This is a genomic window from Nocardioides panzhihuensis (genome assembly GCF_013408335.1).
Taxonomy (GTDB): Bacteria; Actinomycetota; Actinomycetes; order Propionibacteriales; family Nocardioidaceae; genus Nocardioides; species Nocardioides panzhihuensis.
In genome coordinates this window covers 6,101,861-6,123,407 of sequence record NZ_JACBZR010000001.1, presented here as the reverse complement: position 1 = coordinate 6,123,407, position 21,547 = coordinate 6,101,861, and the positions used below count along the sequence as shown (strand labels likewise).

Here is a 21,547-nt window from a genome sequence, read left to right as displayed (position 1 = left end):
TCAGTCTCCTCGGATCTCGGCGGTCGACCCAATCGGCACAATCGGCACAGTTGGCGCGACGGGACGGAAGCGGATGCGGACCCCGGGCGGCAGCTGGCCGGCCAGGTCCAGGTCGCGGTCGACGACCGCGCCGATGATCGGATAGCCGCCGGTGAGCGGATGATCCGGAAGGAACAGCACGGGCTGCCCGTCGGGCGGCACCTGGATCGCACCGGTCACCGCCCCCTCGCTCGGCAGCTCGCCGGCGACGTCCCGTTCGAGCGGGACGGCGCCTTCGAGGCGTACGCCGACGCGGTCGGAGCGCGGCGTGACGGTCCATTCCTGCTCGACCAGAGTGCGTACGCCGGCCGGGGTGAACCAGTCCTCGCGCGGGCCGAGCACGATGCGCAGCTCGACCGTGTCGCCGGGTGCGGGCAGCGGGTCGGCCGGTGCCGGGCAGGGGTCGACCGCATGGGGCGCGGCCGCGGGGCCTCGCAGCGGCACCACATCACCCGCCCGCAGAGGGCGTCCGCCCAGGTCACCGGGGCCGAGGCCCGCGAGCGTGTCGCTCGAGAGGCTCCCGAGCGCCGGCGCCAGATCGAGACCGCCCCGGACCGCGATCACGGAGCGCAGGCCTGCGCTCACCGAGCCGAGGCGCAGCTCCTCGCCGTCCTCGAGCGCGGTGGCGGCGCCGTGCTCGACCGGAAGCGGCGGGCCGTCGCTGCGTACGATCGTCGTCTCGGCGGGGGCACCCGCGACCGCGACGACCGCGGGGCCGGTGAAGCGCAGGACCGCGCCACCGCCGGCGAGCTCGAAACCTGCCGTTCCAGGAGCGTTGCCCACGGCGCGGTTCGCGGCCCGCAGGGCGCGGCGGTCGGCCGTGCCCGACGCGGAGACGCCGAGCGCGGCATGGCCGGGGCGGCCGAGGTCCTCGAGCACCAGCTGCAGGCCGGGACGTACGACCTCGACCGCGAAGGCGGCTGTGTTGGTCTCGACACGACTCCGCCCAGCGGCTCCGTCGGCTCGACCAGCGAACTGCTGGTCGAGCCCGCGAGCGAAGCGAGCGGTGTCGAGACCAACACGGTCGGTTCCGGCCCCAGCCACCGAGACCGACTCCCGCTCGAGACGCTCGAACCGCACGGTCATCCCCGGCGCGAGCAGCGCCGGCGGGTCCCGGTGCAGGTCCCACATCGGCGCATCTGTACGCCCGATCAGCTGCCAGCCGCCGGGGCTCTCCCGGGGGTAGACGCCCGAGAACGTCCCCGCCAGCCCGACGGAGCCGGCGGGGATCCGAGTGCGTGGCGAGGAGCGTCGCGGCACGTCGAACAGCGGGTCGTCGCCGACGAGATAGCCGAAGCCCGGTGCGTACCCGGTGAAGGCCACCCGCCAGGTCGCGGCCGCGTGGCGCGCGGCGACCTGCTCGGCGCTGACCCCCAACAGCTCGGCGACCTCGTCGAGATCCTGCCCGTCGTAGCGCACGCCGATCGTCACCGAGCCCGCCGTCGGCAGACCGCCGTGAACGGGTTCGACGCGGGACAGCTCCTCGGCGAGGGTCGCCTCGTCGACCAGCGTCGGATCGAACCGGACAAGCACCGTCCGGGCGGCCGGCACCAGCTCGATGACGCCGAGCGGCGGCGCGGCTGCGAGCGCGGCGTGCAGCCGCATCGCGCCCTCCAGGTCGTCCTCCTCGACCAGCAGCGCCTGATCCGATGCGATGAGCACACGCCTCACGCCAGATACTCCGAGTCCCGTACGTCGGTCACGCCGCCGGCCCCGCGGGCCCGGCGAACGCGGCGATGACGATGCCCTCGGCCTCGAGCAGGGCCCGGGTCGCTGCGGCCATCCGGATCGCACCTTCGCTGTCCCCGTGGACGCAGATCGAGTCGGCGCGTACGGCGACGTCGGTGCCGTCGATCGCCTCGACCACGCCCTCGCGGGCGAGCCGGAGCATGCGGGCCGCGACGGTGTCGGCGTCGTGCAGCACCGCACCGGTTTCGGCACGCGAGACCAGCTCGCCGCCGGGTGTGTAGGCGCGGTCCGCGAACGCCTCGGCTGCCGTGGCGAGCCCAGCGCTCTCGGCCACCTCGAGCACGACGCCACCCGCGAGCCCGAGCAGCACGAGGGACGGGTCGATGGCCTTGACCGCGGCGACCACGTCCCGCGCCTGGCGCTCGTCGCGGGCGATCGTGTTGTAGAGGGCGCCGTGCGGCTTCACGTAGCGGACAGCACCGCCGACCGCCGAGGTCAGGCCCAGCAGCGCGCCGAGCTGGTACTCGACGTGTGCCTGCAGGGTCGCCGAGTCGATGTCCATGTTGCGACGGCCGAAGCCCTCGTAGTCGCGGTAACCGGGATGCGCCCCGATCGTGACGCCGTTGGCGACGGCATCGGCGAGCGTCGTACGGATCCCTTCGGGGGTGCCGGCGTGGAAGCCGCAGGCGACGTTGGCGCTCGAGACGATCGCGAGCATGGCCGCGTCGCCGGCGACCACCCGGTCGGGCGCGTTCTCGCCGAGGTCGGAGTTCAGGTCGATGGTTGCCACAGGGTTCGTTGTCACAGTGCTCACACTCCAATACCGATGAAGGCGAAGATCGGGCGCACCGAGACGATGCCCATGTACCAGCTGAGCAGGGTCGCGAGCGTGCCCACGACCAGCAGCCACAACGGGTAGCGGTAGCCGTTCAGGACGTCGCGCTGACGGAACCAGCCGATGTACATGAAGATCGTCATCCCGATCGGCAGGATCAGGCCGTTGAAGCCGCCGACGAAGACCAGGATAGCCGCGGGCGCGGCGCCGATCAGCAGGTAGAGGACGAGGGAGACGAGGATGAAGGTGACCGTCGCGATCTGCAGCGGCCACCCCGCTCCCAGCTTCTTCGAGAAGGTCGAGATGAAGGTGGCCGAGGTGTAGGCGGCGCCGATGACCGAGGTGATCGCGGCGGCCCAGAAGATCGCGCCGAAGATGCGGATGCCCGCGTCGCCGAGCACGGCCCCGAACGCCTGACCGGCCGGGTTGGCGGCCTGGCTCGAGAGGTCGAGGGTGACACCGGAGGCCACGACACCGAGGATCGCGAGGAACAGTACGTAGCGCATGATCCCGGTGACGAGGATGCCGCTCATCGAGGCGCGGTGCACGGCCGGGACGTGCTCGGGACCGGTGAGGCCGGAGTCGAGGTAACGGTGGGCACCCGCGTAGGTGATGTAGCCACCGACGGTGCCGCCGACGATCGTGGTGATCGTCGCGAAGTTGAGGGTGTCGGGCACGAAGGTCTGGCGCAGCGCGTCACCGACAGGAGGCTGCGACGCGATCGCGACGAAGAGCGTGAGCGCGATCATCGTCGTCCCGAGCACGAGCACCACGATGTCCACGGCACGACCGGCCCGCTTGTAGAGGAAGATCCCGATCGCGAGCAGGGCCGAGAGCAGTCCGCCGATCTTCGGTTCGATGCCCAGCAGTGCGTTCAGACCGAGACCGGCACCCGCGATGTTGCCGATGTTGAACGCCAGACCGCCGATCACGATGAGCGTCGCGAGAACGTGCCCGGAGAACGGAACGGCTTCGTTCGCCAGGTCGCCGGCGCGCTTGCCCGAGACGGTGATCAGGCGCCAGACATTCATCTGCAGCGCGAAGTCGATCAGGATCGAGACGAGGATCGCGAAGGCGAACGCCGCGCCTAGCTGTGCGGTGAAGGTCGCGGTCTGGGTGATGAACCCGGGACCGATGGCCGAGGTTGCCATCAGGAAGATGGCGCCGAGGATCGGGCCTCGGCGGGAACTGGCGAAACTCTTCGCGCGTTCGGCGCTGGTTGTCTCGGGCATGGGGGACTCCTGCCATCAGCGGGCTATGTGGCTGACACCACACTCAGTGTGTAGTACAAGATGGCACAGATTGTTCTACAACAACAGTGGCGATTGTTAAAATGGTGTCTCGATTGTCCACGGATGCGATTCCCCTAGGATGCGGACATGCCCGACGTCGACGACACCCTGACGAACGTCCTGCGCCGACGGATCATCGACGGCGAGTTCGCACCCGGCACCCGGTTGTCGGAGATCGCCCTCGCCGAGAAGCTCGGGGTCTCGCGCAACACGCTTCGCGAGGCGTTCCGCGTCCTGTCCGAGCAGGGACTGGTCGAGCACGTACCCAACCGCGGAGTCTCGGTCGCCTCGCCCACCGTGGCCGACGTCGTCGACATCTATCGGGCCCGTCGCTACGTCGAACCTGCCGCCCTGGCCGCCGGCTCCCCGCTGCATCCCGCGGTGGCGGCGATGCGCGCCGCGGTGGAACAGGGCGAGACCAGCCTCGAGGCGCGTGACTGGCGCACGCTCGGCACCGCCAACATGGCCTTCCACGACGCCATCGTCGCCCTCGCCGACAGCCCTCGGCTGGAGCGCCTGTTCCGCGACATCGCCGCCGAGCTGCGGCTCGCGTTCCTCGAGATCGACAACCCGGAGGCCCTGCACGCTCCGTTCGTCACCCGCAACCGTGCCCTGCTCGAGACCTTCCTCGAGCAGGGCGGACCAGCGGCCGCGGACGAGCTGCGCGACTACCTGATCCTCTCGGAGCAGACCGTGCTCGGGGCGTTCACGCGGCTGCGCCGCGACTGACGAGGGCCCGCAGCCGCTCGTCGCGGGGCCAGGCGCCGGCCCAGACGAGAACGCCGGTGGCGATCGCGAAGACGGTGTTGAAGGCCGGCTGCCCGAAAACCAGGTTCACGGTGACCGCGCCGCCCAGGTAGGCGGTGATCAGGATCGTCCCCATCGCCCGGGCGGCCGGGACGTGGTAGGCGATCAGCGACAGGCCGAGGACGGCGCCGCAGACGACCGGGAACCAGCCCGGCGCGCCGATCTTGTCGTTGAAGTCCATGACCGCCTCGACCCGGAACAGGTGCGTGACGATGTCGAAGCCGAGGAACAGGGTGACCAGGACGGTGATGATCCAGCCGGCTCGTTGTGCGTTGGTGCTCATCTCGATCTCCTCAGAGGTGGGTGGTGTTGCTCTTACCCACGCGTCGAGCGTGCACCAGGGATCTCGACATCGCCTCCGTCACTTCTTCGACTTCTTCACCGTCTTTTTCTTCAGCGCGGCCGCAGCGACCTTCAGATCGGCGACCAGACCGTCGTACGTCGCCTGCCTCTCGTCCTCCGCGCGGAGGACGGCAGAGGGGTGGGTCGTCGCGAGGACCCACGGGTCGAGGGTCGGCGTGGCGATGGCCTCGGGCCAGTCGATGAGGTGGCCGCGTGCCTCGCCGACGCGGAAGGACGAGCCGTACAGCGCCTTGCCGGCGGTGCCGCCGAGCAGGACCACCCCGGCGGGGCGTACCAGATCCAGCTCCGCCGCCAGCCACGGAGCGCAGGCGCCGACCTGCTTGCTCGTGGGCGACTGGTGGATGCGGCGCTTGCCCGAGAGCCGGTGACGGAAGTGCTTGACGACGTTCGTCGTGTACGTCGCCTCGGGCTCGATCCCGGCTTCGGCCAGTGCCTCGTGGAGGATGCCGCCCGCCGGACCGACGAACGGCTCGCCCTCGCGATCCTCCCGGTCGCCGGGCTGCTCGCCGAGCAGCATCAGCGGAGCCGGCGTGGGCCCCTCCCCCATCACGCCCTGGGTGGCGTCGCGGTAGAGCTCGCAGCCGCGGCACTCCTGGACGGCGCTGCGCAGATCGGTGAGCGTCGGCGACTCCGGCACCCACTCTGCGGCAGTCACGCCGCTCACGGTTGGAGCGGGTCGTGGCCGACGTTCATCAGCCGGCGCCGCCACTGTGCGTCGCCCGCGGTCGGCTCCCACTGGCCGGTGTCCCCGCCGCGCAGGTCGGTGACCTTGTCGACGACCCGCTGCATGACGTCCACGTCGTCGGGGGTGAGGTCGGAGCGGCGCTTCCCCAGGACGTCGACCACCCGATGACCGAGCTCGCTGCCGGCACGGTCCGGTTCGGTCTCGGTCGTCTCCCCCGCGCCCTGCACCGCGAGCCACTGCCGCAGATCGCGCGAGGTCATGTTCACCGCGCGGTGGAAGTTCTCCCAGAGCCTGTCGTCGACGATCGTCTCGGCCATCTCCTGCCTCCTGTCTGATCGACTGCTCCGGCCCGGTACCCACCGTGGGGGCCGGACACACGGAGTCACCCCAGAAGCGCCTGAGCCTCCGACGATTCGTAGAAGCTCGAGAGCCGACGGCGGAGCAGCTGCTCGAGAACACCCGCCTCGGCGAGCGCCTCGATGACCGGCGGGCCGAAGCGGAGGGCCTCCTCGACCAGGTCGTCGCGGTCCAGGCCCCACTCCTCGAGGAGCCGGTCGAGGGTGAAGGTCCCATAGGTGTCGAAGAAGAAGTCGACACCCGTGTCGACCAGGGCCTGCAGATACTCGGAGTCTCGGACATCGAGCCAGACCTGGTAGAGACCGACGAAGACCGCGACCAGCTGCTCGTCGTCGATCAGGTCGGCGAGCTCACGCACCGGGCGGGTGGAGAGCGCGTCCCAGACCTCCAGCAGCGCATCGTGCACCTCCTCGTCGGTCACCGAGCTAGCGGCGGTGTCGGTGAGGTAGCCGAGCAGCGCTCCGGTGCCGCGCTCCGCGAGCTCGCGGGCGCTCTGGTCGACGGCTGCCCCGACCGGGGTGCCCTTCACCGTGTCCGCCATCCGACCGGCGACGCGCTCGGCGATCGAGAAGCCGAGGGAGCCGCCCGGAAGGTTGTCGGCGAGCCTGCGGCCGGTGTCGACGGCGCCCTTCGCGGTGCCGCGCACCAGGGTGCCGACGCCGGCCTGGATCCCGGAGTTGTCGGCCAGGCTGCGCAGGATCTGCTGGCGCAGCGTACGCATCTCGACGAGGGCTTCGACCAGCTCCGCGACCCGCGGCCGGCTGACCACCTCACCCAGCGGCGTCTCGTTGGCGGGGTGCGCCTTCAACCGGGTCGCGATCGCGCCGGCGACCTCCGGGATCGCGCCCGGGAGCCGGAAGGTGCTGACGTACTTCAGCGCGACCTCCTTGATCAGGTCGCGGTGCATCACCTGGTCGAGGGTCAGGTCGCTGGCAGCGCGCAGCGCGAAGTCGATCTCACCGGTGATGAGATCGAGGAAGCGTACGCCGCGCAGTGCCGCCATCTCGTGGGCGACATGGGCGTCGAGGAGTCGCTGGGCGAGGTCCGGCTCAGTCATGGACGACATTGTCCACGGGCGAGACCCGCTACCGACTCATTCCCAGGCGACGCTCCGCGTCGCTGCTCGCTCACTCCCATTCGATGGTGCCCGGGGGCTTCGAGGTGATGTCGACGGTGACCCGGTTGATCTCGCTCACCTCGTTGGTGATCCGGGTGGAGATGCGCTCCATGACGTCGTAGGGCAGCCGAGCCCAGTCGGCGGTCATCGCGTCCTCGGAGGTGACCGGACGGAGCACGACCGGGTGGCCGTAGGTGCGGCCGTCGCCCTGGACGCCGACGGAGCGGACGTCGGCGAGGAGCACGACCGGCATCTGCCAGATGTCGCGGTCGAGACCGGCCTTCGTCATCTCCTCGCGGGCGATGGCGTCGGCCTCGCGGAGGATGTCGAGGCGCTCCTTGGTGACCTCGCCGATGATGCGGATGCCCAGGCCAGGGCCCGGGAAGGGCTGGCGCTGGACGATCTCGTCGGGAAGGCCGAGCTGGGAGCCGACGGCGCGCACCTCGTCCTTGAAGAGCTCACGCAGCGGCTCGACCAGCTCGAACTCGAGGTCCTCGGGGAGCCCGCCGACGTTGTGGTGGGACTTGATGTTGGAGGTGCCGGCACCGCCGCCGGACTCGACGACGTCGGGGTAGAGCGTGCCCTGGACGAGGAAGGCGACCTTCTCGTCGCTGTCGCCGAGGATCTCGACCTCGGCGCGCTCGAAGCAGCGGATGAACTCGCGCCCGATGATCTTGCGCTTCTCCTCCGGGTCGGTGACCCCGGCGAGCGCGTCGAGGAACTCCTTCTCGGCGTCGACGATCTTCAGCTCGGCGCCGGTCGAGTCCCGGAAGGCCTTCTCGATCGCGACCGACTCGTTCTTGCGCATCAGGCCGTGGTCGACGTAGACGCAGGTCAGCCGGTCACCGATCGCCTTGGCGACGATGGCCGCCGCGACCGCGGAGTCGACGCCGCCGGAGAGCGCGCAGATCGCGCGGTGGTCGCCGATCTGCTCGCGGACCCGCTCGATCTGCTCCTCGGCGATGTTGCCGATGGTCCAGGTGGGCCGGGCGCCGGCGATCTCCCACAGGAAGTGCTCGAGCACCTTCTGCCCGTGCTCGGAGTGGAGCACCTCGGGGTGCCACTGCACGCCCGCCAGCTGCTTGCCGACGTTCTCGAAGGCTGCCACCGGCGTGTCCGCGGTGCTCGCGAGCACGGTGAAGCCCTCGGGCGCCTCGGAGACGGAGTCGCCGTGCGACATCCAGACGTTGTGGGCGGGCGGGATGTCCTTGAGCAGCGTGCCGGGGACGCCGACGGTGACCGGGGTGCGTCCGTACTCCCGCGCGCCGTTGTCGTCGACCGTCCCGCCCAGGCCCTGCGCCATCAGCTGGAAGCCGTAGCACATCCCGAAGACCGGGGTGCCCGCGGTGAACAGGCTGTTGTCGATCCCGGGGGCTTCCTCGGCGTACACGCTCGAGGGGCCGCCGGAGAGGATGATCGCCTTCGGGTTCTTGGCGAGCATGTCGGCGACCGGCATCGAATGCGGCACGATCTCGGAGTAGACCCTCGCCTCACGCACGCGGCGGGCGATCAGCTGCGCATATTGCGCCCCGAAGTCCACCACGAGAACCAGATCGTGCTCTTCCGCCCCAGCAGCCTGCGTCATGGACGAATCCTAACGAGGATGTACGTCACTGGCCGAACCGGCGAGCGCGCACCGAGGCACCGCTGCCACCATCGGGTTCAGCCTGGGTAGACAGCCTTCGCCTCTCGGAACGCGGCGCGGGCCCGGCCCCAGCGACCCCGCTTCCTCAGCGCTTCACCGAGGTTGTTGAGCGCCCGGGCGAAAGCGAAAGGATCTGAGTGCCCATCGGTCGCGGCCAGTCGACGATAGAGGTCGACGGCTTCCTGGGCCGGGGCAACTGCTTCACCGGACCGATCGACCCGGACCAGAAACGTACCGAGGTTGCTGAGCGCCAAGGCGAGCTTGGACAGATCGACCGGATCGTCGTCCACCAACGGCCGCAGGACGTCGACAGCTTTCTGCGTCGCCTCTATGGCGTCGGCGACCAGACCCAGCTCGGCAAGGCAGTGGCCGAGGTTGGTCAGCGAACCCGCGTAGGGCCGCTGCGATCCCGACGGCGGCCCGCTCCTCCGCCAGAACCCGACTGCGTCCGTGAAGGCTTCCACAGCATCGTCGGCCTCCCCGACCGCCGCGTACGCGATGCCGAGGTCATGGTGGCACCTCGCGGCGTCGAGGAGATGGATGTCAGAGAAGTCCTCGACCAGCTCTTTCGCGACGCTCGCGGCCTGTTCGAACAAGGCACGAGCCTCGTCGGACCGCCCGCTCCCCTTCCGCTGGTTTGCGGCGGCGATGAGCTTCTGGAGGCGGGCTACGAGCTCACGTTCACGTGCCTTCCGGCCTGATGCGTCCGCATCAGGCGACGCGGCGGCGCGGCCTGCGAGAACATCTTCGACGTCGCCGAAGCCGAAGCGTCTCAGCTGAGCGGCCAGGTGGTCGCCCAAGCTGTCCATGGGCGCCAGGCGGTGATAGAGATCTACAGCCTCGGCGCGATGCTGTTGGGCCTCCTCCACCCTTCCGGAGTCAGCCAGCGCCTCGGCCCAGGCGAACAACGCCACCGCGTAGTCCCCGATCTCTTTGCTTGTCCCAGTTGACAGGTTCCACCGCCGATAGAGACCGCACGCTTCCTCGACGGTGGCCAGCCGATCGTCGGTCTCGCCTGCCTCTCCGAGGACGATGCTCAGACTCACCAGAGCGTCCGCAACCGCGAGATCGCGGACCCTTGTGGGACGGATCTGCTGACTGAGGTCGACAGCCTCCCGAAGCACAGCGATGGCCTCGGCCCGGATTCCCAGGGTGGCCAAGGAGTTGCCCAGTTGAGCGAGGGAAGCCGTCAGCCGGTTCAGGTAGGTCTCTTCGTCTGATTGGCTGAGGACCCGGTAGGTCTCGACCGCACTTCGGGCGGCCGCTTCCGCTTCGAGGGCGTGGCCGGGGATGGAGCCGAGGACCCGCCTCAGCACATCGGTGGCCATCCCGAAGTACGGCAGATACCTGGCATCGGCAACGCTCAGCTTCTGGAACAGCTCATGTCCCTCCCGCACAGCGGCCAGCGCCTCGCTCATGCGGTCCCGCCGCGCCAGCAGAACCGCATAGTCGGCCAGGGCGTCCGCGAGCACGGCTCGAAACTCGGGCTGACCAGGATCCCTCCCGGTCAGTCTGCGCCCCACCCCGACTCGTGCCTCGACTTCGGCCAGATCACGGTCTTGGTCTTTGGTCGTCACCCTTGACTCCGGTCATCGCCAGGCACCGCTCAGGCGGCGCGTACTCGGCTACAGCGCTCCTCGCTCGGCGCCCGATCGTAACGAAGTCCATCGCACGGCGAAGCCGAAATAGAACGCGCTCGCCGAAAACGCACCAGGGCCCGGCCGGGGAGGGAGGTGGCCGGGCCCTGATTGCCCGAGACAAAGATGGCCCGGACGTAAGACCCGGCATGTATTAGGGAGGGAGCAATCCCGGGTCTGATCACTCCAACGAACTCTCTTAACCGTGGTTACGGGCCAACCAGAAACTTCCTGTCAGAAAATTCCGGCGCAACGACCCGCGTCACCATGGCAACAGATCGGTCACCGAACCTCAACAATGGGCAGCTGGAGAGCCGCCGGTGCCGTCGCCGGCACGGCGGGCGAGACCGGCCGGACCGGCTGGATCCGCGCGTAGCCGGCACCCAGCGTCGGGCGCGGGTCGGCCTGGTCCTTGTTGGGCCAGAACGCCATCGCCCGCTCGGCCTGTGCGGTGATCGTCAGCGACGGATTCACGCCCAGGTTGGCGGAGATCGCGGATCCGTCCACGACGTGGAGCCCGTCGTGGCCGTAGAGCCGCTGGTAGGGGTCGATCACACCGGTGGCCGCCGAGTCGCCGATGGTGCAGCCTCCGATGAAGTGGGCGGTCATCGGCTTGTTGAACGGCTCCCCGATGGTGCCGCCGGCATAGCCCGGCTTCTCGCCCGAGCCCATCACCCCGGCCATCTTCCGCACGGCATCCAGGCCGGCGGGGATCCAGGTCGGGTTGGGCTTGCCGTGGCCCTGCTTCGACGACATCCGCCACCCGAAGATCGTCCGCTTCGGGTAGGTCGTGATCGAGTTGTCCAGCGCCTGCATGACCAGCGCGATGACGGTGCGCTCGGACCAGTGCTTGAAGTCGTAGAACGTACGCAGCGACCGCCGCTGCAACCACATCTCCTTGAGCCACCGGCGGAACCGCCGGGGACCACCCTCGGTGAGCACCGTCTGCATCGCCGCGATCGCGTTGCTGCCGTGGCCGTAGCGGACCGGCTCGATGTGGGTGTGCTCGTCCGGGTGCCACGAGGAGGTGATCGCCACGCCCTCGCTGTAGTCGATGTCCGTGTCCGGCGCGATCGCGCCGAGGATCGACTCGGAGTTGGTCCGGGTCAGCTCGCCGAGACGGTCGGAGATCTGCGACAGATCGCCGGTGCGCTTGAGCTTGTGGAGCAGCTTCTGGGTACCGAGCGAGGCCGCCGAGAAGATCACCTGGTCGGCAGTGAACCGCAACGTGTGGCCGATGCCCAGCTTGGCCTTCGTGGAGCGGGTCTCGACGACGTATCCGCTTCCGGTCTTGGCCGGGTAGACGCGGGTCACCGTGGTCAGCGGGTGCACCTCGGCGCCGTTCTTCTCGGCCAGGTAGAGGTAGTTCTTGACCAGGGTGTTCTTCGCGTTGTGGCGGCAGCCGGTCATGCACTCGCCGCAGTTGGTGCACGCGCGCCGGTCGGGACCCTCCCCGCCGAAGTAGGGGTCGGGCACCTCCTGCCCTTCCACATGGCCCGGGCCACCGAAGAAGACGCCGACGGGGGCCTTGTGGAAGGTGTCTCCGCGTCCGGCCTCGGCCGCGACCTTCTGCATGACCTCGTCGGCCGGGGTCAGGTGGGGATAGAGGGTGACGCCGAGCATCCGCTTGGCCTGCTCGTAGTAGGGAGCGAGCTCGTCCTTCCAGTCGGTGATGTGACTCCAGGAAGGGTCCTCGTAGAACGGGTCGAGGGGCTCGTAGAGGGTGTTGGCGTAGACCAGCGAGCCGCCGCCGACCCCGGCACCGGCCATGATCACGGCGTCCTTGACCATGTCGATGCGCTGGATCCCGTAGCAGCCGATCGCCGGCGCCCAGAGGTATTTGCGCAAGTCGAAGGAGGTGTTGGGCAGCTCGTCGTCGCTGAACCGGCGACCGGCCTCGATCACCCCGACGGAGTAGCCCTTCTCGGTCAGACGCAGCGCGCTGACCGATCCGCCGAAGCCCGACCCGATGACCAGTACGTCGTAGTGACTCCTCATGCCCGGCCCAGCGACTTCAGCACCCGCAGCGAGGCCGTCATGAACTTGGCGTAGGCCTGGTCGCTCATCCCGAACTGCGGGGCGAAGCGCAGGATCGCCTGGGAGGCGACCGACTGGGTCTCGGTGTAGCGCAGGATGCCCTCGACACCCTGGCGACGGCCCTGGCCGGACTCGCGCATGCCGCCCATCGGGGCGTCGATGCTCGCGAAGGTGGCTCCGAACGCCTCGTTGATGTTGATCGTGCCGCACTTGATCTGGCGGGCGACACGGCGGGCGCGGGAGGTGTCGCGGCTGTAGATCGAGCCGTTGAGGCCGTACTCGCCGTCGTTGGCGCGCTCGATCGCCTCCTCCTCGCTGTGGAAGCGGTAGAGGGAGACGACCGGGCCGAAGGTCTCGTTGCCGAAGCAGGTCATCTCCGGGGTGACGCCCTCGAGGATGGTCGGCTCGAAGAAGAACGGCGCCAGGTCGGGGCGGGCCTTGCCGCCGGCGAGCACGCGGGCGCCCTTGGCGACGGCGTCCTCGACGTGGGCGGTCGCGGTGTCGACCTGGGCCTGGGAGATCATGGTGCCCATGTCGTTCTCCCAGCCGAGGGTGGCGCCGAGGGTCATCGCCTGGGTGCGCGCGACGAACCGCTCGACGAACCGGTCATAGACCTTGTCGTCGACGAAGAGCCGCTCGATGCTCACGCAGAGCTGACCGGAGTTGGAGAAGACCGCACGGGTCGCACCCTCGGCCGCCTTCTCGATGTCGGCGTCGCGGAGCACCAGCATCGGGTTCTTCCCGCCCAGCTCGAGGCTGGCGCCGATCAGCCGCTCGGCGGCCTGCTTGGCGACGATCTTGCCGGTGTTGGTCGAGCCGGTGAAGCAGACGTAGTCGGCGCGCTGGATGATGCTGGTGCCGACCTTCGAGCCGGGGCCGGCCACGACGGACCACAGGTTCTCCGGGAGCCCGGCCTCGGCCAGCAGCTCGGCACCGAGGAGCGCGCTCAGCATGGTCTGCGAGTCTGGCTTGATCACCACCGCGTTGCCGGCGGCGATCGCGGCGATGCCGTCGCACAGCGCCATCGTGAACGGGTAGTTCCACGGGCTGATGATGCCGACGACGCCCTTGGGGACGTGGTTGAGGTCGACCCGGGTGAGCACCGGGATGACGCCGAGCTTGCGCTCGGTGTCGAGGATCTTGCTGCTCTTGCGCCCGTAGTAGCGGGCGGTCAGCGCGATGTGCAGCGGCTCGTCGAAGGCGTGCTTGCGGGCCTTGCCCGACTCCAGCACGATCAGGTCGAGGATCTCGTCCTGCCGGTCGAGGACGAGGTCGTGCAGCTTGATCAGGATGCGCTCGCGCTCCGCGACCGGGGTCGCGGCCCACTTCTCCTGCGCCACCCGGGCCTTGGCGAACGCCGCGGCGACATCGTCATCGCTCGACTGCGGGATGTGCGCCAGCGGCGCCCCGTTGAGCGGGCTGATGACCTCTCGGGTCTCCCCGGTGGTCGCCACGATGCGCCCGGTCAGGCGGGCGACGTAGTCAGGCTCGAGGGCCAGGGACGCGGTTGCGTCGTGCTCGGGATCGAGCGGGCCCTCGACGATCGGGCCGCCGGAAGGGGTCGGGTTCGATGCGCTCATGTACCGAGAGTATGTGACCGGCGTCTCGGACGCCAGACACGAGTCCCACTAACTCACCATGCGAACGTCCGCGGCCCACCACAGGTAGTTGTAGCGCTCAGCGGGAAGGTCGATGTCGACGCGGTCCAGCGGCAGCCGGTCGAGGGCGTGCACGGTGCACTCCTCCGCGGGGGCGACCCGGTAGAGATAGGCGTCCAACGGCCATTGCGTACGCAGCCACTCGTCGAGCCGCTCGGAGACCGACTCGGTGAGCCCGGGCTCTCGGTCCTGGCGGAGCCAGTAGCTCACCCGGGCCGTCGCTCCCCCTGCGTACCTCAACAGCGTGCGGGCGTCGGCGCCCATCGCCTCAAGGTAGGGAAACAGGGGTTGGAGGTAGAGGCAGCCGAGCGAGGAGGTGCCCTCGGGGTCAAGGAGGAGGTAGGTGAAGGCGCGGCGGGCCTGGTGGTCGGACCAGTGCCGGATCACCAGCGGCAGGTTGTCGTCGTTGCCGAACCCCTCCTGCGGCCACCTGCCGTAGCTGTGGTCGCGGATCACGTCGGGGCTGGCCAGATAGGCCTCGGTGTCCAGATCGAGCAGCTCCGGCTGGAGCGGTGCGAGGAAGAAGTCGTCGGTGACCAACGGCTCGGGGGGATCTGCGACCAGGCGGTGGCCTGAGCCTGCCGAAGGGAACATGAGGAACAGAGTGCTACGTCAACTGTTTGCCCGCCACGACAATTCGCCCACCTGGTCCAGACGCGATCTGGACCAGGTGGGCGCGCTGTCAGGAAGCAGCGCATTGCCGGCACTGGCCGCGCCGACGAAGAAAGTAGGCGATGGCCGCCGCGCCGAGCAACGGCCCCCAGATCGGGAAAGGAAAGACCAGCAGCGCTTCGGCTTCCAGCGCGTTGAAGCCGCCCTCACCCGCGACAACGGTCTGGAGGACCGAACGTCCTGCCAGGGTGATCGCCCCTGCCACCACGAGGGCGACGGCTGCGGGAGGCCCCGCCGGCACCACGCGACCGCGCAGCACAGGGATCCAGCGGGGGAAGACCTCGCCCCAGCGACTGATCAGGCCGAGCGTCAGGACACTTCCCGCGAGCGCGGCGAACCCGAGGCTCAACCCGAAGACCCGCAGTCCGGGGTCGGCTTCGAGCACGGCCACATCCATCGACACCGGCCACGGCGTCAGCCAGGTCAAGCGGAGCAGTGCATAGGGCAGCGGGCACAGTGCGGCGCCGATCGTGGCCCAGCGACCCCAGGTGGCCACGTTGCTGGTGAGGCCGCGCGTCGGACGGCCGCAGCCCGCGCACTGTTCGCGCAGCCGACGAAGGTGGCGCACCGTGCTGGCAAGCCACAACGCGCCGCCGATGAAGGAGCCCCCGACGAACAGCATGCCGGGCCCTGCGTCGGCGAGGCCGAGAACCATCGCGCGGCCGGCTTCGCTGAAGGCCTCGCCGTTGGCACCGAAGGCGACCAGGCCCGTCGCGACGACTGCCGCAGCGACGGTGACGACGAGCAGGTTGCGACGATTCCCTCTGGCGCCGGCGATCAGGATGCCGAGCACGAGCACCGGCCCGAAGAGCGCACACAGATAGCCCATCAGGATGAGCAGGCGGATGTCGGGCACGATCGCCGCGAAGACCAGGGTCTCGAGGGCGCCGATGGCGACGAGGCCGTACCCCATCCGCGCGGAGGGGAGCCGGGCCGACATCGCCAGGGCGGCGCCGATACCCACAACCCCCAGCATCACGGCGATCAGGCCGACAGCTCGGGTCGGCACGTCTGCGAGCAGCGAGAACCCGGCGCTCGGATCGTTGCTGCCGAGCGGATACCAGCTGGGCTCGACCAGGATCCACGCGCCGACGACGACGGCTAGGACACTCCAGACCGCGGTGGCGATCTCGACAGCGGAGGTTCGCGGCGCTGCTGTGGCCGCTTCGGACGTACGGGGCGGTGTTGGCGTTGGTGTCGATGTCATGGATCCAGCGTCTTGGCCAACCCTGTCGGGCCAGATCACCCTCGTTGGTGGACCACCTCCCCCGCGCGGGTGATCTGCCAGGGTGCCATCTGTTGAAAGGATGGCTGCATGCTGACCTCGGCGGTGACCTATCTGCGGATGGTCTTCGTGCTGCTCGGCGCCGGCGTGGCGCTGGCCTTCATGATTCTCGACTTCACCGTCGTCGTCCTGATCACCCAGAGCAACGAGGTCCCGCTGGCCATCACGGTCGTGCTCGCCACCCTGATCCCGGCCGTTCCCATCGCTTGTCTCGGCCTCATCCCCGGGGTTCGTCAGATCGAGGCAACCGCTGCCCAGACGCTGCTCGAGACGGACTTCCCAGGCGGCTTGCCGGGACCAGCGCACACCTGGGCGGATCGTCGGCGCACGCTGGTGTGGTTCGTGCTGCACCTGCTGGCCGGCGCCGTCATCGTGGTTCTCGTCGCCGCGGCGATCGGCGCAGGCTTCGGAGCGCTCGGCCTGATCGCGACCGTGACCGCCTTCGTCCTGGCTTCTGGCCTGGGCTACGCGCTGGGGCTGGTCGCACCAGGCCTGCTCGGACCGTCGTACGACGAGCGGATCGCCCGGCTGGAGTCGGAGTCGGCGCGTCTGGTGGAGCGCAACCGGCTGGCCCGCGAGATCCACGACAGCATCGGGCACGCCCTGTCACTGATCACCGTCCAGGCAAGCGCGGCTGCGCTCGTCATCGACCGTGACCGCGACTTCGCCGTCAACGCTCTGGGGGCCATCGAAGAGGCGTCACGCTCCGCTGCCGACGACCTCGACCACGCCTTGGGTCTGTTGCGCGACAACGGACGTGCCGGCCGTACGTCGGTACCAGACCTGCGCGCGCTCGAGCCGCTCGTCACCTCTGTTCGGGCGGCCGGACTCGACGTGAGAGCGACCACCGACGGAGACCTGGCCACGTTGCCGGTGGTCATCAGCCGCGAGGCCTACCGGATCATCCAGGAGGGGCTGACCAACGCGATGAAGCACTCGACGGACCGCACCGCCAATCTCACCGTCTCGGTCAGCTCGGAGGAGCTCGCCGTCAGGTTGTCCAACACTCCTGCGCGCGCTCGGGCAAAACGAGGCCGGGGGTTGGCGGGGATCACCGAACGCGCGGCCATGCTGGACGGTTCCGCGGAGCATTCCGTCGTCGACGGAGAGTTCCGCCTCGACGTCAGGATCCCGCTGACGGCCGGAAGGGGCGACTCGTGATCACCGTCGTTCTGGTCGACGACGAGCCGCTGGTGCGCAGCGGCCTCCGCGCGATCCTCGAGTCCGCCTCCGACATCACGGTCGTGGGCGAAGCCGACGACGGAGCAGCCGCGCACACGCTGGTCCGCAGCGTCCGCCCGGACGTCGTGCTCATGGACGTGCGCATGCCGAGAGTCGACGGGATCACCGCGACCCGACTCATCGTCGAGCTCGACCGGCCGCCCGCTGTGGTCGTGGTGACCACGTTCGAGAACGACGACTACGTGTACGACGCCCTGCGGGCGGGCGCGCGCGGCTTCCTGCTCAAGCGGGCGTCGGCCCAGGACTTCGTCAACGCCGTCCGGACCGTCCACGAGGGAGATTCCCTGCTGTTCCCGGGCGCCATCCGCTCCCTGGTCACTGCCGTCGGCGCGCCCGGTGGAGGCGGGCTCGACGGCGCACGGCTCACCAGCCGGGAGGCCGAGGTGCTACGTCTCCTGGCCAGCGGCCTGTCCAACGCCGAGATCGCCGACGAGATCCATCTCGGAGTCGAGACCGTCAGGACCCACGTCGGCAACATCCTGGCCAAGCTCGGCGTCCGCGATCGCGTGCAGGCGGTCATCGCGGCGTACGAGAGCGGGTTCGTCTCGTCTCGATGAGGTCGCCGTCTGGGTCTGCAGGGGTCAGACGAGGTCTTCGACCTCCAGGCGCGCGTGGTCGGCGTCCTCGTCGGTGACCTGGAGCTGGGAGCGGCGCTCGGCCTCGATGCGGCGCATGTAGTGGTCGACCTCCTCCTTGGTGCGCTGCTCGTCCCAGCCGAGCTCCTCGGCCATCAGCCGAGCAACACCGGGAGCGGCGGAGACGCCGCGGTCGAAGGTCTCCATGGAGATCCTGGTGCGGCGCTCGAGCACGTCGTCGAGGTGGCGGGCGCCCTCGTTGTTGACGGCGTAGACGACCTCGGCGGCCAGATAGTCCTCGGCCCCCTCGAGCGGCAGGGCGAGCGGGCGCCGCTGCTGGATCAGGTCGAGCACATCGTCGATGAGGCCACCGTGGCGACCGAGGAGATGGTCGATGCGGGCGACGTGGAGCCCGGATCGGCGGGCCAGCAGGACCCGCTGGTTCGAGCGGGTCTCGAAGCCCTCGGCGCCGACCAGCCGCACCTTGTCGGTGATCGAGTCGCGCAAGGTCATGTTGGTGGTCGTCCCGAGCGAATGGGCTGCGGCGTCGACGGCGTCCTTGGCCATCACCCGGTAGGTGGTCAGCTTGCCACCGGCGATCAGGACCAGGCCCGGCAGCGGCGTGACGACGGTGTGCTCCCGGCTCAGGCCCGCCGTCTGGTCGGACTCGCCGGTCAGGAGCGGGCGGAGCCCGGCGTACACGCCTTCGACGTCCTCGAGGTCGAGCGGCACCCGCAGGATCGCGTTGACGTGCTCGAGGACGTACTCGATGTCGGTCTTGGAAGCTGCCGGGTGGGCGAGGTCGTAGGTCCAGGGGGTGTCGGTGGTGCCGATGATCCAATGGCGACCCCACGGGATCACGAAGAGCACCGACTTCTCGGTGCGCACGATGAAGCCCGACTCCGAGCGGATCCGGTCGCGCGGGACGACGAGGTGGATGCCCTTGGAGGCCTTGACGTGCAGGGCACCGCGGCCGCCGACCATGGCCTGGATCTCGTCGGTCCACACGCCGGCGGCGTTGACGACGGTCTTGGCCCGGATGATCAGGTCCTGGTCGTGCTCGAGGTCGCGGGCCCGGACCCCGACGACCCGCTCGCCCTCGCGCAGGAACCCGGTCACCTGGACCCTGGTCGCGATCTGGGCGCCGTGGGAGGCGGCGGTGCGCGCGATGGTCATCACCAGGCGGGCATCATCGACCTGGGCGTCGTAGTACTGGATCGCACCCGTGATCGTGTCGGTGCGGAAGTCGGGGGCGATCCGGGCGACCCCTCTGCGAGTGAGGTGGCGGTGGCGCGGCAGGCCGGACTTCCCCATCCCGGAGAGCGGGCCGAAGCTCGCCATCCCGTCGTAGAGGGCGAGCCCCGAGCCGATGTAGAACCGCTCCCACACCGGGTTGGTCAGCGGGTAGAGGAACGGCACCGGCCGGACCAGGTGCGGGGCCAGCGTATTCAGCAGAAGCCCGCGCTCTTGGAGCGCCTCACGGACCAGCTCGAAGTCGAGCATCTCCAGGTAGCGGAGCCCGCCGTGGACCAGCTTCGAGCTGCGCGAGCTCGTGCCGGAGGCCAGGTCGCGCTGCTCCACCAGGCCGGTGCTCAGGCCTCTGGTGACGGCGTCCAGCGCCACCCCGGCGCCGGTCACACCTCCACCGACGACGAGTACGTCGAGCTCGGGTTCTCCCGCCGCACCGACCATCGTGCCGATCGCGAGATCGCGGCTCTGTGGACTCAATGCCCCAGTACGAGTCATACGTTCGAAGTTAACTCACCACGCCGAATTGTCACTTCTGGCGCGCGACAAGTCACCGGCACTGACCGCAAGAAGTCACACGCGCGCGGCGCTGACGAGGGTGGTGATGCGGTCGGCGGGCATCGGCTCCTCGACGACGAGCATCTTGTCGCCGTCGGCGTGGATCATCGGACGGGTGCCGTCGGGCTCGGGAGGCGCGGTCGCGATGGCGACATGTGTGACGTACCCGTCCGGGCGGGCGAAGAAGTAGAGGTCGCCGGCGGTGACCTCGTCGAGGTCGATCGCCGTGAGGGCGGCGGCCTGGTCGCGGGCGTCCCGCGGGAGCCGTACGCCGATGGCCTCTGCGGCTCGGAAGACCAGGCCGGAGCAGTCGATCCCGGCACCCGTGGTGCCGCCCCAGACGTAGGGGACGCCGAGGAAGGTGCGTGCCTTGGCCAGCAGGGCCTCGACGCCTTCGGCGGTCTCGACGGTCCGTTCCGCGTCGTCGGCCAGGGCACCCGCCGGCATCCAGCCGGGGTAGCCGCGGTCGTCCTTCGAGGACGCGTGCGAGGGGACGACGACGTACATCCACTCCCCCTGCGTCTCGACGACGACGACCTGCTCGCCGGGGACGACCTCGGTCTCGTGCTCCGCGTCGTCGGCGGGCGCGGCCACCACGAAGGTGGGTTGGCTGACGGTGGTCATGTGAGGACTCCTTCGATACCGAGACCGTTGGCTTGGGGAAAGACGATGCTGGAGCCGTCGTAGGTGATGCCGCCGGCGTACGGGCTGGTCTTCGCCCACCAGCCCGCGTCGAGGTCCTGCTCGCCGGGAATGCCTGCCGCGGCGACCAGGGCCGCCGCCGCGCCGATGCCGAGATGGGACTCCATCATGCAGCCGACGAGGCGGCCGAGGCCGTGCTGCTTCGCGACCTCCAGCAGCTCGATCGCAGGAGTGATCCCGCCGCACTTGGCGAGCTTGACGTTGATCGCGTCCGCCGCGCCGGCCCGGATGACGTCGACGAGGTCCTCGAGGTCGAAGACCGACTCGTCGGCCAGGATCTTGTAGGGCTGATGACGGCGGACGTACGCCATCGCCTCCAGGTCGCGCCGGGCGACCGGCTGCTCGACGAACTCGAGCTCGACATCCTTGTCGGCGAGCGTGCTGAGCACCGCGACCGCCTCGTCCGCGCGCCAGCCGGTGTTGGCGTCCAGGCGGAGTACGCAGCCCGGGGCCGCCTCGCGGACCGCGAGCACGCGCTCGGCGTCGCCTGCCGCGTCCGTCCCGACCTTGATCTTGAGCGTCGTGAAGCCGTCTCGCGCTCGGGCGGTTGCTGCTTCTGCCAGCTCGGCGGGGGTGCCTACGGAGAGGGTCATGTCGGTCAGCAGGTGTGTTGGTTTCGACACCGGCTCGCTGGCGCTCGCCGGGCTCAACCAACGGGGGCTCGGCGTCGGTTGAGCCGCCGGAGCCGCTAGGCGGAGGCGTGTCGAAACCAACACATCCAGATGCTCGACCATGGACACCCCGTCCCGGCGGGCGACGAGGTCGTGGAGCGCGATGTCAGCGGCCATCTTGGCCGACCGGTTGCCGACGACCGCACCCTGGACCAGACCGGCCGACGACAGATCAGCATCCGCACCGACCAGCACGTCGGACATCGGCCCCTCCAGCGCAGCAGCAGAGCCGGCCAGCGACTCCCCGGTGACCTTCCAGACCTGCGGCGCCTCGCCCCACCCGACACAGCCGTCGGAGTCCTCGACGTTCACCACGACCGTCTCCGCGAAGTCGGTACGCCGCAGCGCGGTCACGAACGGGGTGTGCAACGGCACCCGGACACGCTGGGTGTGCACCGCGACGATCCGCGGCGAGCTCACAGCGCCGACTTCA

General features: G+C 69.5%; 19 protein-coding genes. 3 read left to right on the top strand and 16 right to left on the bottom strand.

Annotation, left to right across the window (positions count from 1 at the left end):
- The 3 genes from BJ988_RS28975 to BJ988_RS28965 are packed head-to-tail and all read right to left on the bottom strand — an operon-like array spanning nt 1 to nt 3,795.
- Nucleotides 1-1,701, bottom strand: coding sequence for a 5-oxoprolinase subunit B/C family protein (locus tag BJ988_RS28975; protein WP_343051829.1), 1,701 nt, complete (start codon nt 1,699-1,701; stop codon nt 1-3).
- A gap of 37 nt (nt 1,702-1,738) precedes the next feature.
- Nucleotides 1,739-2,518, bottom strand: coding sequence for a 5-oxoprolinase subunit PxpA (locus BJ988_RS28970; protein WP_179661745.1), 780 nt, complete (start codon nt 2,516-2,518; stop codon nt 1,739-1,741).
- Nucleotides 2,519-2,538: 20 nt separating this feature from the next.
- Entirely contained in the window at nt 2,539-3,795 is a 1,257-nt protein-coding gene (locus BJ988_RS28965) for an NRAMP family divalent metal transporter (protein ID WP_179661250.1), read from the bottom strand.
- 147 nt (nt 3,796-3,942) lie between these two features.
- On the opposite strand from BJ988_RS28965, the gene BJ988_RS28960 reads away from it, so the two are divergent.
- Complete coding sequence (locus tag BJ988_RS28960; RefSeq protein ID WP_179661249.1) at nt 3,943-4,584, top strand: GntR family transcriptional regulator; 642 nt, start codon at nt 3,943-3,945, stop codon at nt 4,582-4,584.
- On the opposite strand, the gene BJ988_RS28955 is transcribed toward BJ988_RS28960, so the two are convergent.
- The 10 genes from BJ988_RS28955 to BJ988_RS28910 all read right to left on the bottom strand — a co-directional run bounded on the left by BJ988_RS28955 (nt 4,562) and on the right by BJ988_RS28910 (nt 16,040).
- Complete coding sequence (locus tag BJ988_RS28955) at nt 4,562-4,945, bottom strand: DoxX family protein (RefSeq protein WP_179661248.1); 384 nt, start codon at nt 4,943-4,945, stop codon at nt 4,562-4,564. The two genes, BJ988_RS28960 and BJ988_RS28955, sit on opposite strands and share 23 nt — an antisense overlap.
- Before the next feature lie 78 nt (nt 4,946-5,023).
- Entirely contained in the window at nt 5,024-5,680 is a 657-nt protein-coding gene (locus tag BJ988_RS28950) for a UdgX family uracil-DNA binding protein (protein WP_343051828.1), read from the bottom strand.
- A 5-nt stretch (nt 5,681-5,685) separates the two neighbouring features.
- Nucleotides 5,686-6,027, bottom strand: a complete 342-nt coding sequence (locus BJ988_RS28945) for a DUF3140 domain-containing protein (protein WP_179661246.1) — start codon at nt 6,025-6,027, stop codon at nt 5,686-5,688.
- A 65-nt stretch (nt 6,028-6,092) separates the two neighbouring features.
- Nucleotides 6,093-7,124: a hypothetical protein gene (locus BJ988_RS28940; protein WP_179661245.1), complete on the bottom strand. Its 1,032-nt coding sequence runs from the start codon at nt 7,122-7,124 to the stop codon at nt 6,093-6,095.
- Nucleotides 7,125-7,194: 70 nt separating this feature from the next.
- Complete coding sequence (gene guaA, locus BJ988_RS28935) at nt 7,195-8,769, bottom strand: glutamine-hydrolyzing GMP synthase (protein WP_179661244.1); 1,575 nt, start codon at nt 8,767-8,769, stop codon at nt 7,195-7,197.
- Between the two features lie 77 nt (nt 8,770-8,846).
- The gene (locus BJ988_RS31515; protein WP_179661243.1) at nt 8,847-10,301 is read right to left on the bottom strand and encodes a tetratricopeptide repeat protein; all 1,455 of its coding nucleotides are present in this window, start codon (nt 10,299-10,301) and stop codon (nt 8,847-8,849) included.
- Nucleotides 10,302-10,748: 447 nt separating this feature from the next.
- Nucleotides 10,749-12,464, bottom strand: coding sequence for a GMC oxidoreductase (locus BJ988_RS28925; RefSeq protein ID WP_179661242.1), 1,716 nt, complete (start codon nt 12,462-12,464; stop codon nt 10,749-10,751).
- Complete coding sequence (locus tag BJ988_RS28920) at nt 12,461-14,083, bottom strand: succinic semialdehyde dehydrogenase (RefSeq protein ID WP_179661241.1); 1,623 nt, start codon at nt 14,081-14,083, stop codon at nt 12,461-12,463. Before BJ988_RS28920 ends, BJ988_RS28925 begins: the two co-directional genes overlap by 4 nt.
- A gap of 48 nt (nt 14,084-14,131) precedes the next feature.
- A complete protein-coding gene (locus tag BJ988_RS28915; RefSeq protein WP_179661240.1) occupies nt 14,132-14,755 on the bottom strand; it encodes a hypothetical protein in 624 nt (207 codons plus the stop codon).
- Nucleotides 14,756-14,843: 88 nt separating this feature from the next.
- Nucleotides 14,844-16,040: a hypothetical protein gene (locus tag BJ988_RS28910; protein WP_179661239.1), complete on the bottom strand. Its 1,197-nt coding sequence runs from the start codon at nt 16,038-16,040 to the stop codon at nt 14,844-14,846.
- A 108-nt stretch (nt 16,041-16,148) separates the two neighbouring features.
- Between BJ988_RS28910 and BJ988_RS28905 the strand changes: the two genes are divergently transcribed.
- Nucleotides 16,149-17,279: a sensor histidine kinase gene (locus BJ988_RS28905; RefSeq protein ID WP_179661238.1), complete on the top strand. Its 1,131-nt coding sequence runs from the start codon at nt 16,149-16,151 to the stop codon at nt 17,277-17,279.
- Nucleotides 17,276-17,917 carry a response regulator gene (locus tag BJ988_RS28900; RefSeq protein WP_179661237.1) on the top strand — a complete coding sequence of 214 codons (642 nt, stop codon included), beginning with the start codon at nt 17,276-17,278 and terminating at the stop codon, nt 17,915-17,917. The genes BJ988_RS28905 and BJ988_RS28900 overlap by 4 nt, the downstream gene beginning before the upstream one ends.
- 24 nt (nt 17,918-17,941) lie before the next feature.
- Here BJ988_RS28900 and BJ988_RS28895 read toward each other — a convergent pair whose 3' ends face one another.
- From BJ988_RS28895 to BJ988_RS31510, 3 genes are all read right to left on the bottom strand, one after another.
- On the bottom strand, nt 17,942-19,681 hold the full coding sequence (locus BJ988_RS28895; RefSeq protein WP_179661236.1) for a glycerol-3-phosphate dehydrogenase/oxidase: 1,740 nt from the start codon (nt 19,679-19,681) through the stop codon (nt 17,942-17,944).
- Nucleotides 19,682-19,756: 75 nt separating this feature from the next.
- On the bottom strand, nt 19,757-20,365 hold the full coding sequence (locus BJ988_RS28890; protein ID WP_179661235.1) for a C40 family peptidase: 609 nt from the start codon (nt 20,363-20,365) through the stop codon (nt 19,757-19,759).
- The gene (locus BJ988_RS31510; protein WP_179661234.1) at nt 20,362-21,534 is read right to left on the bottom strand and encodes an enolase C-terminal domain-like protein; all 1,173 of its coding nucleotides are present in this window, start codon (nt 21,532-21,534) and stop codon (nt 20,362-20,364) included. The genes BJ988_RS28890 and BJ988_RS31510 overlap by 4 nt, the downstream gene beginning before the upstream one ends.
- Nucleotides 21,535-21,547 lie beyond the last annotated feature (13 nt).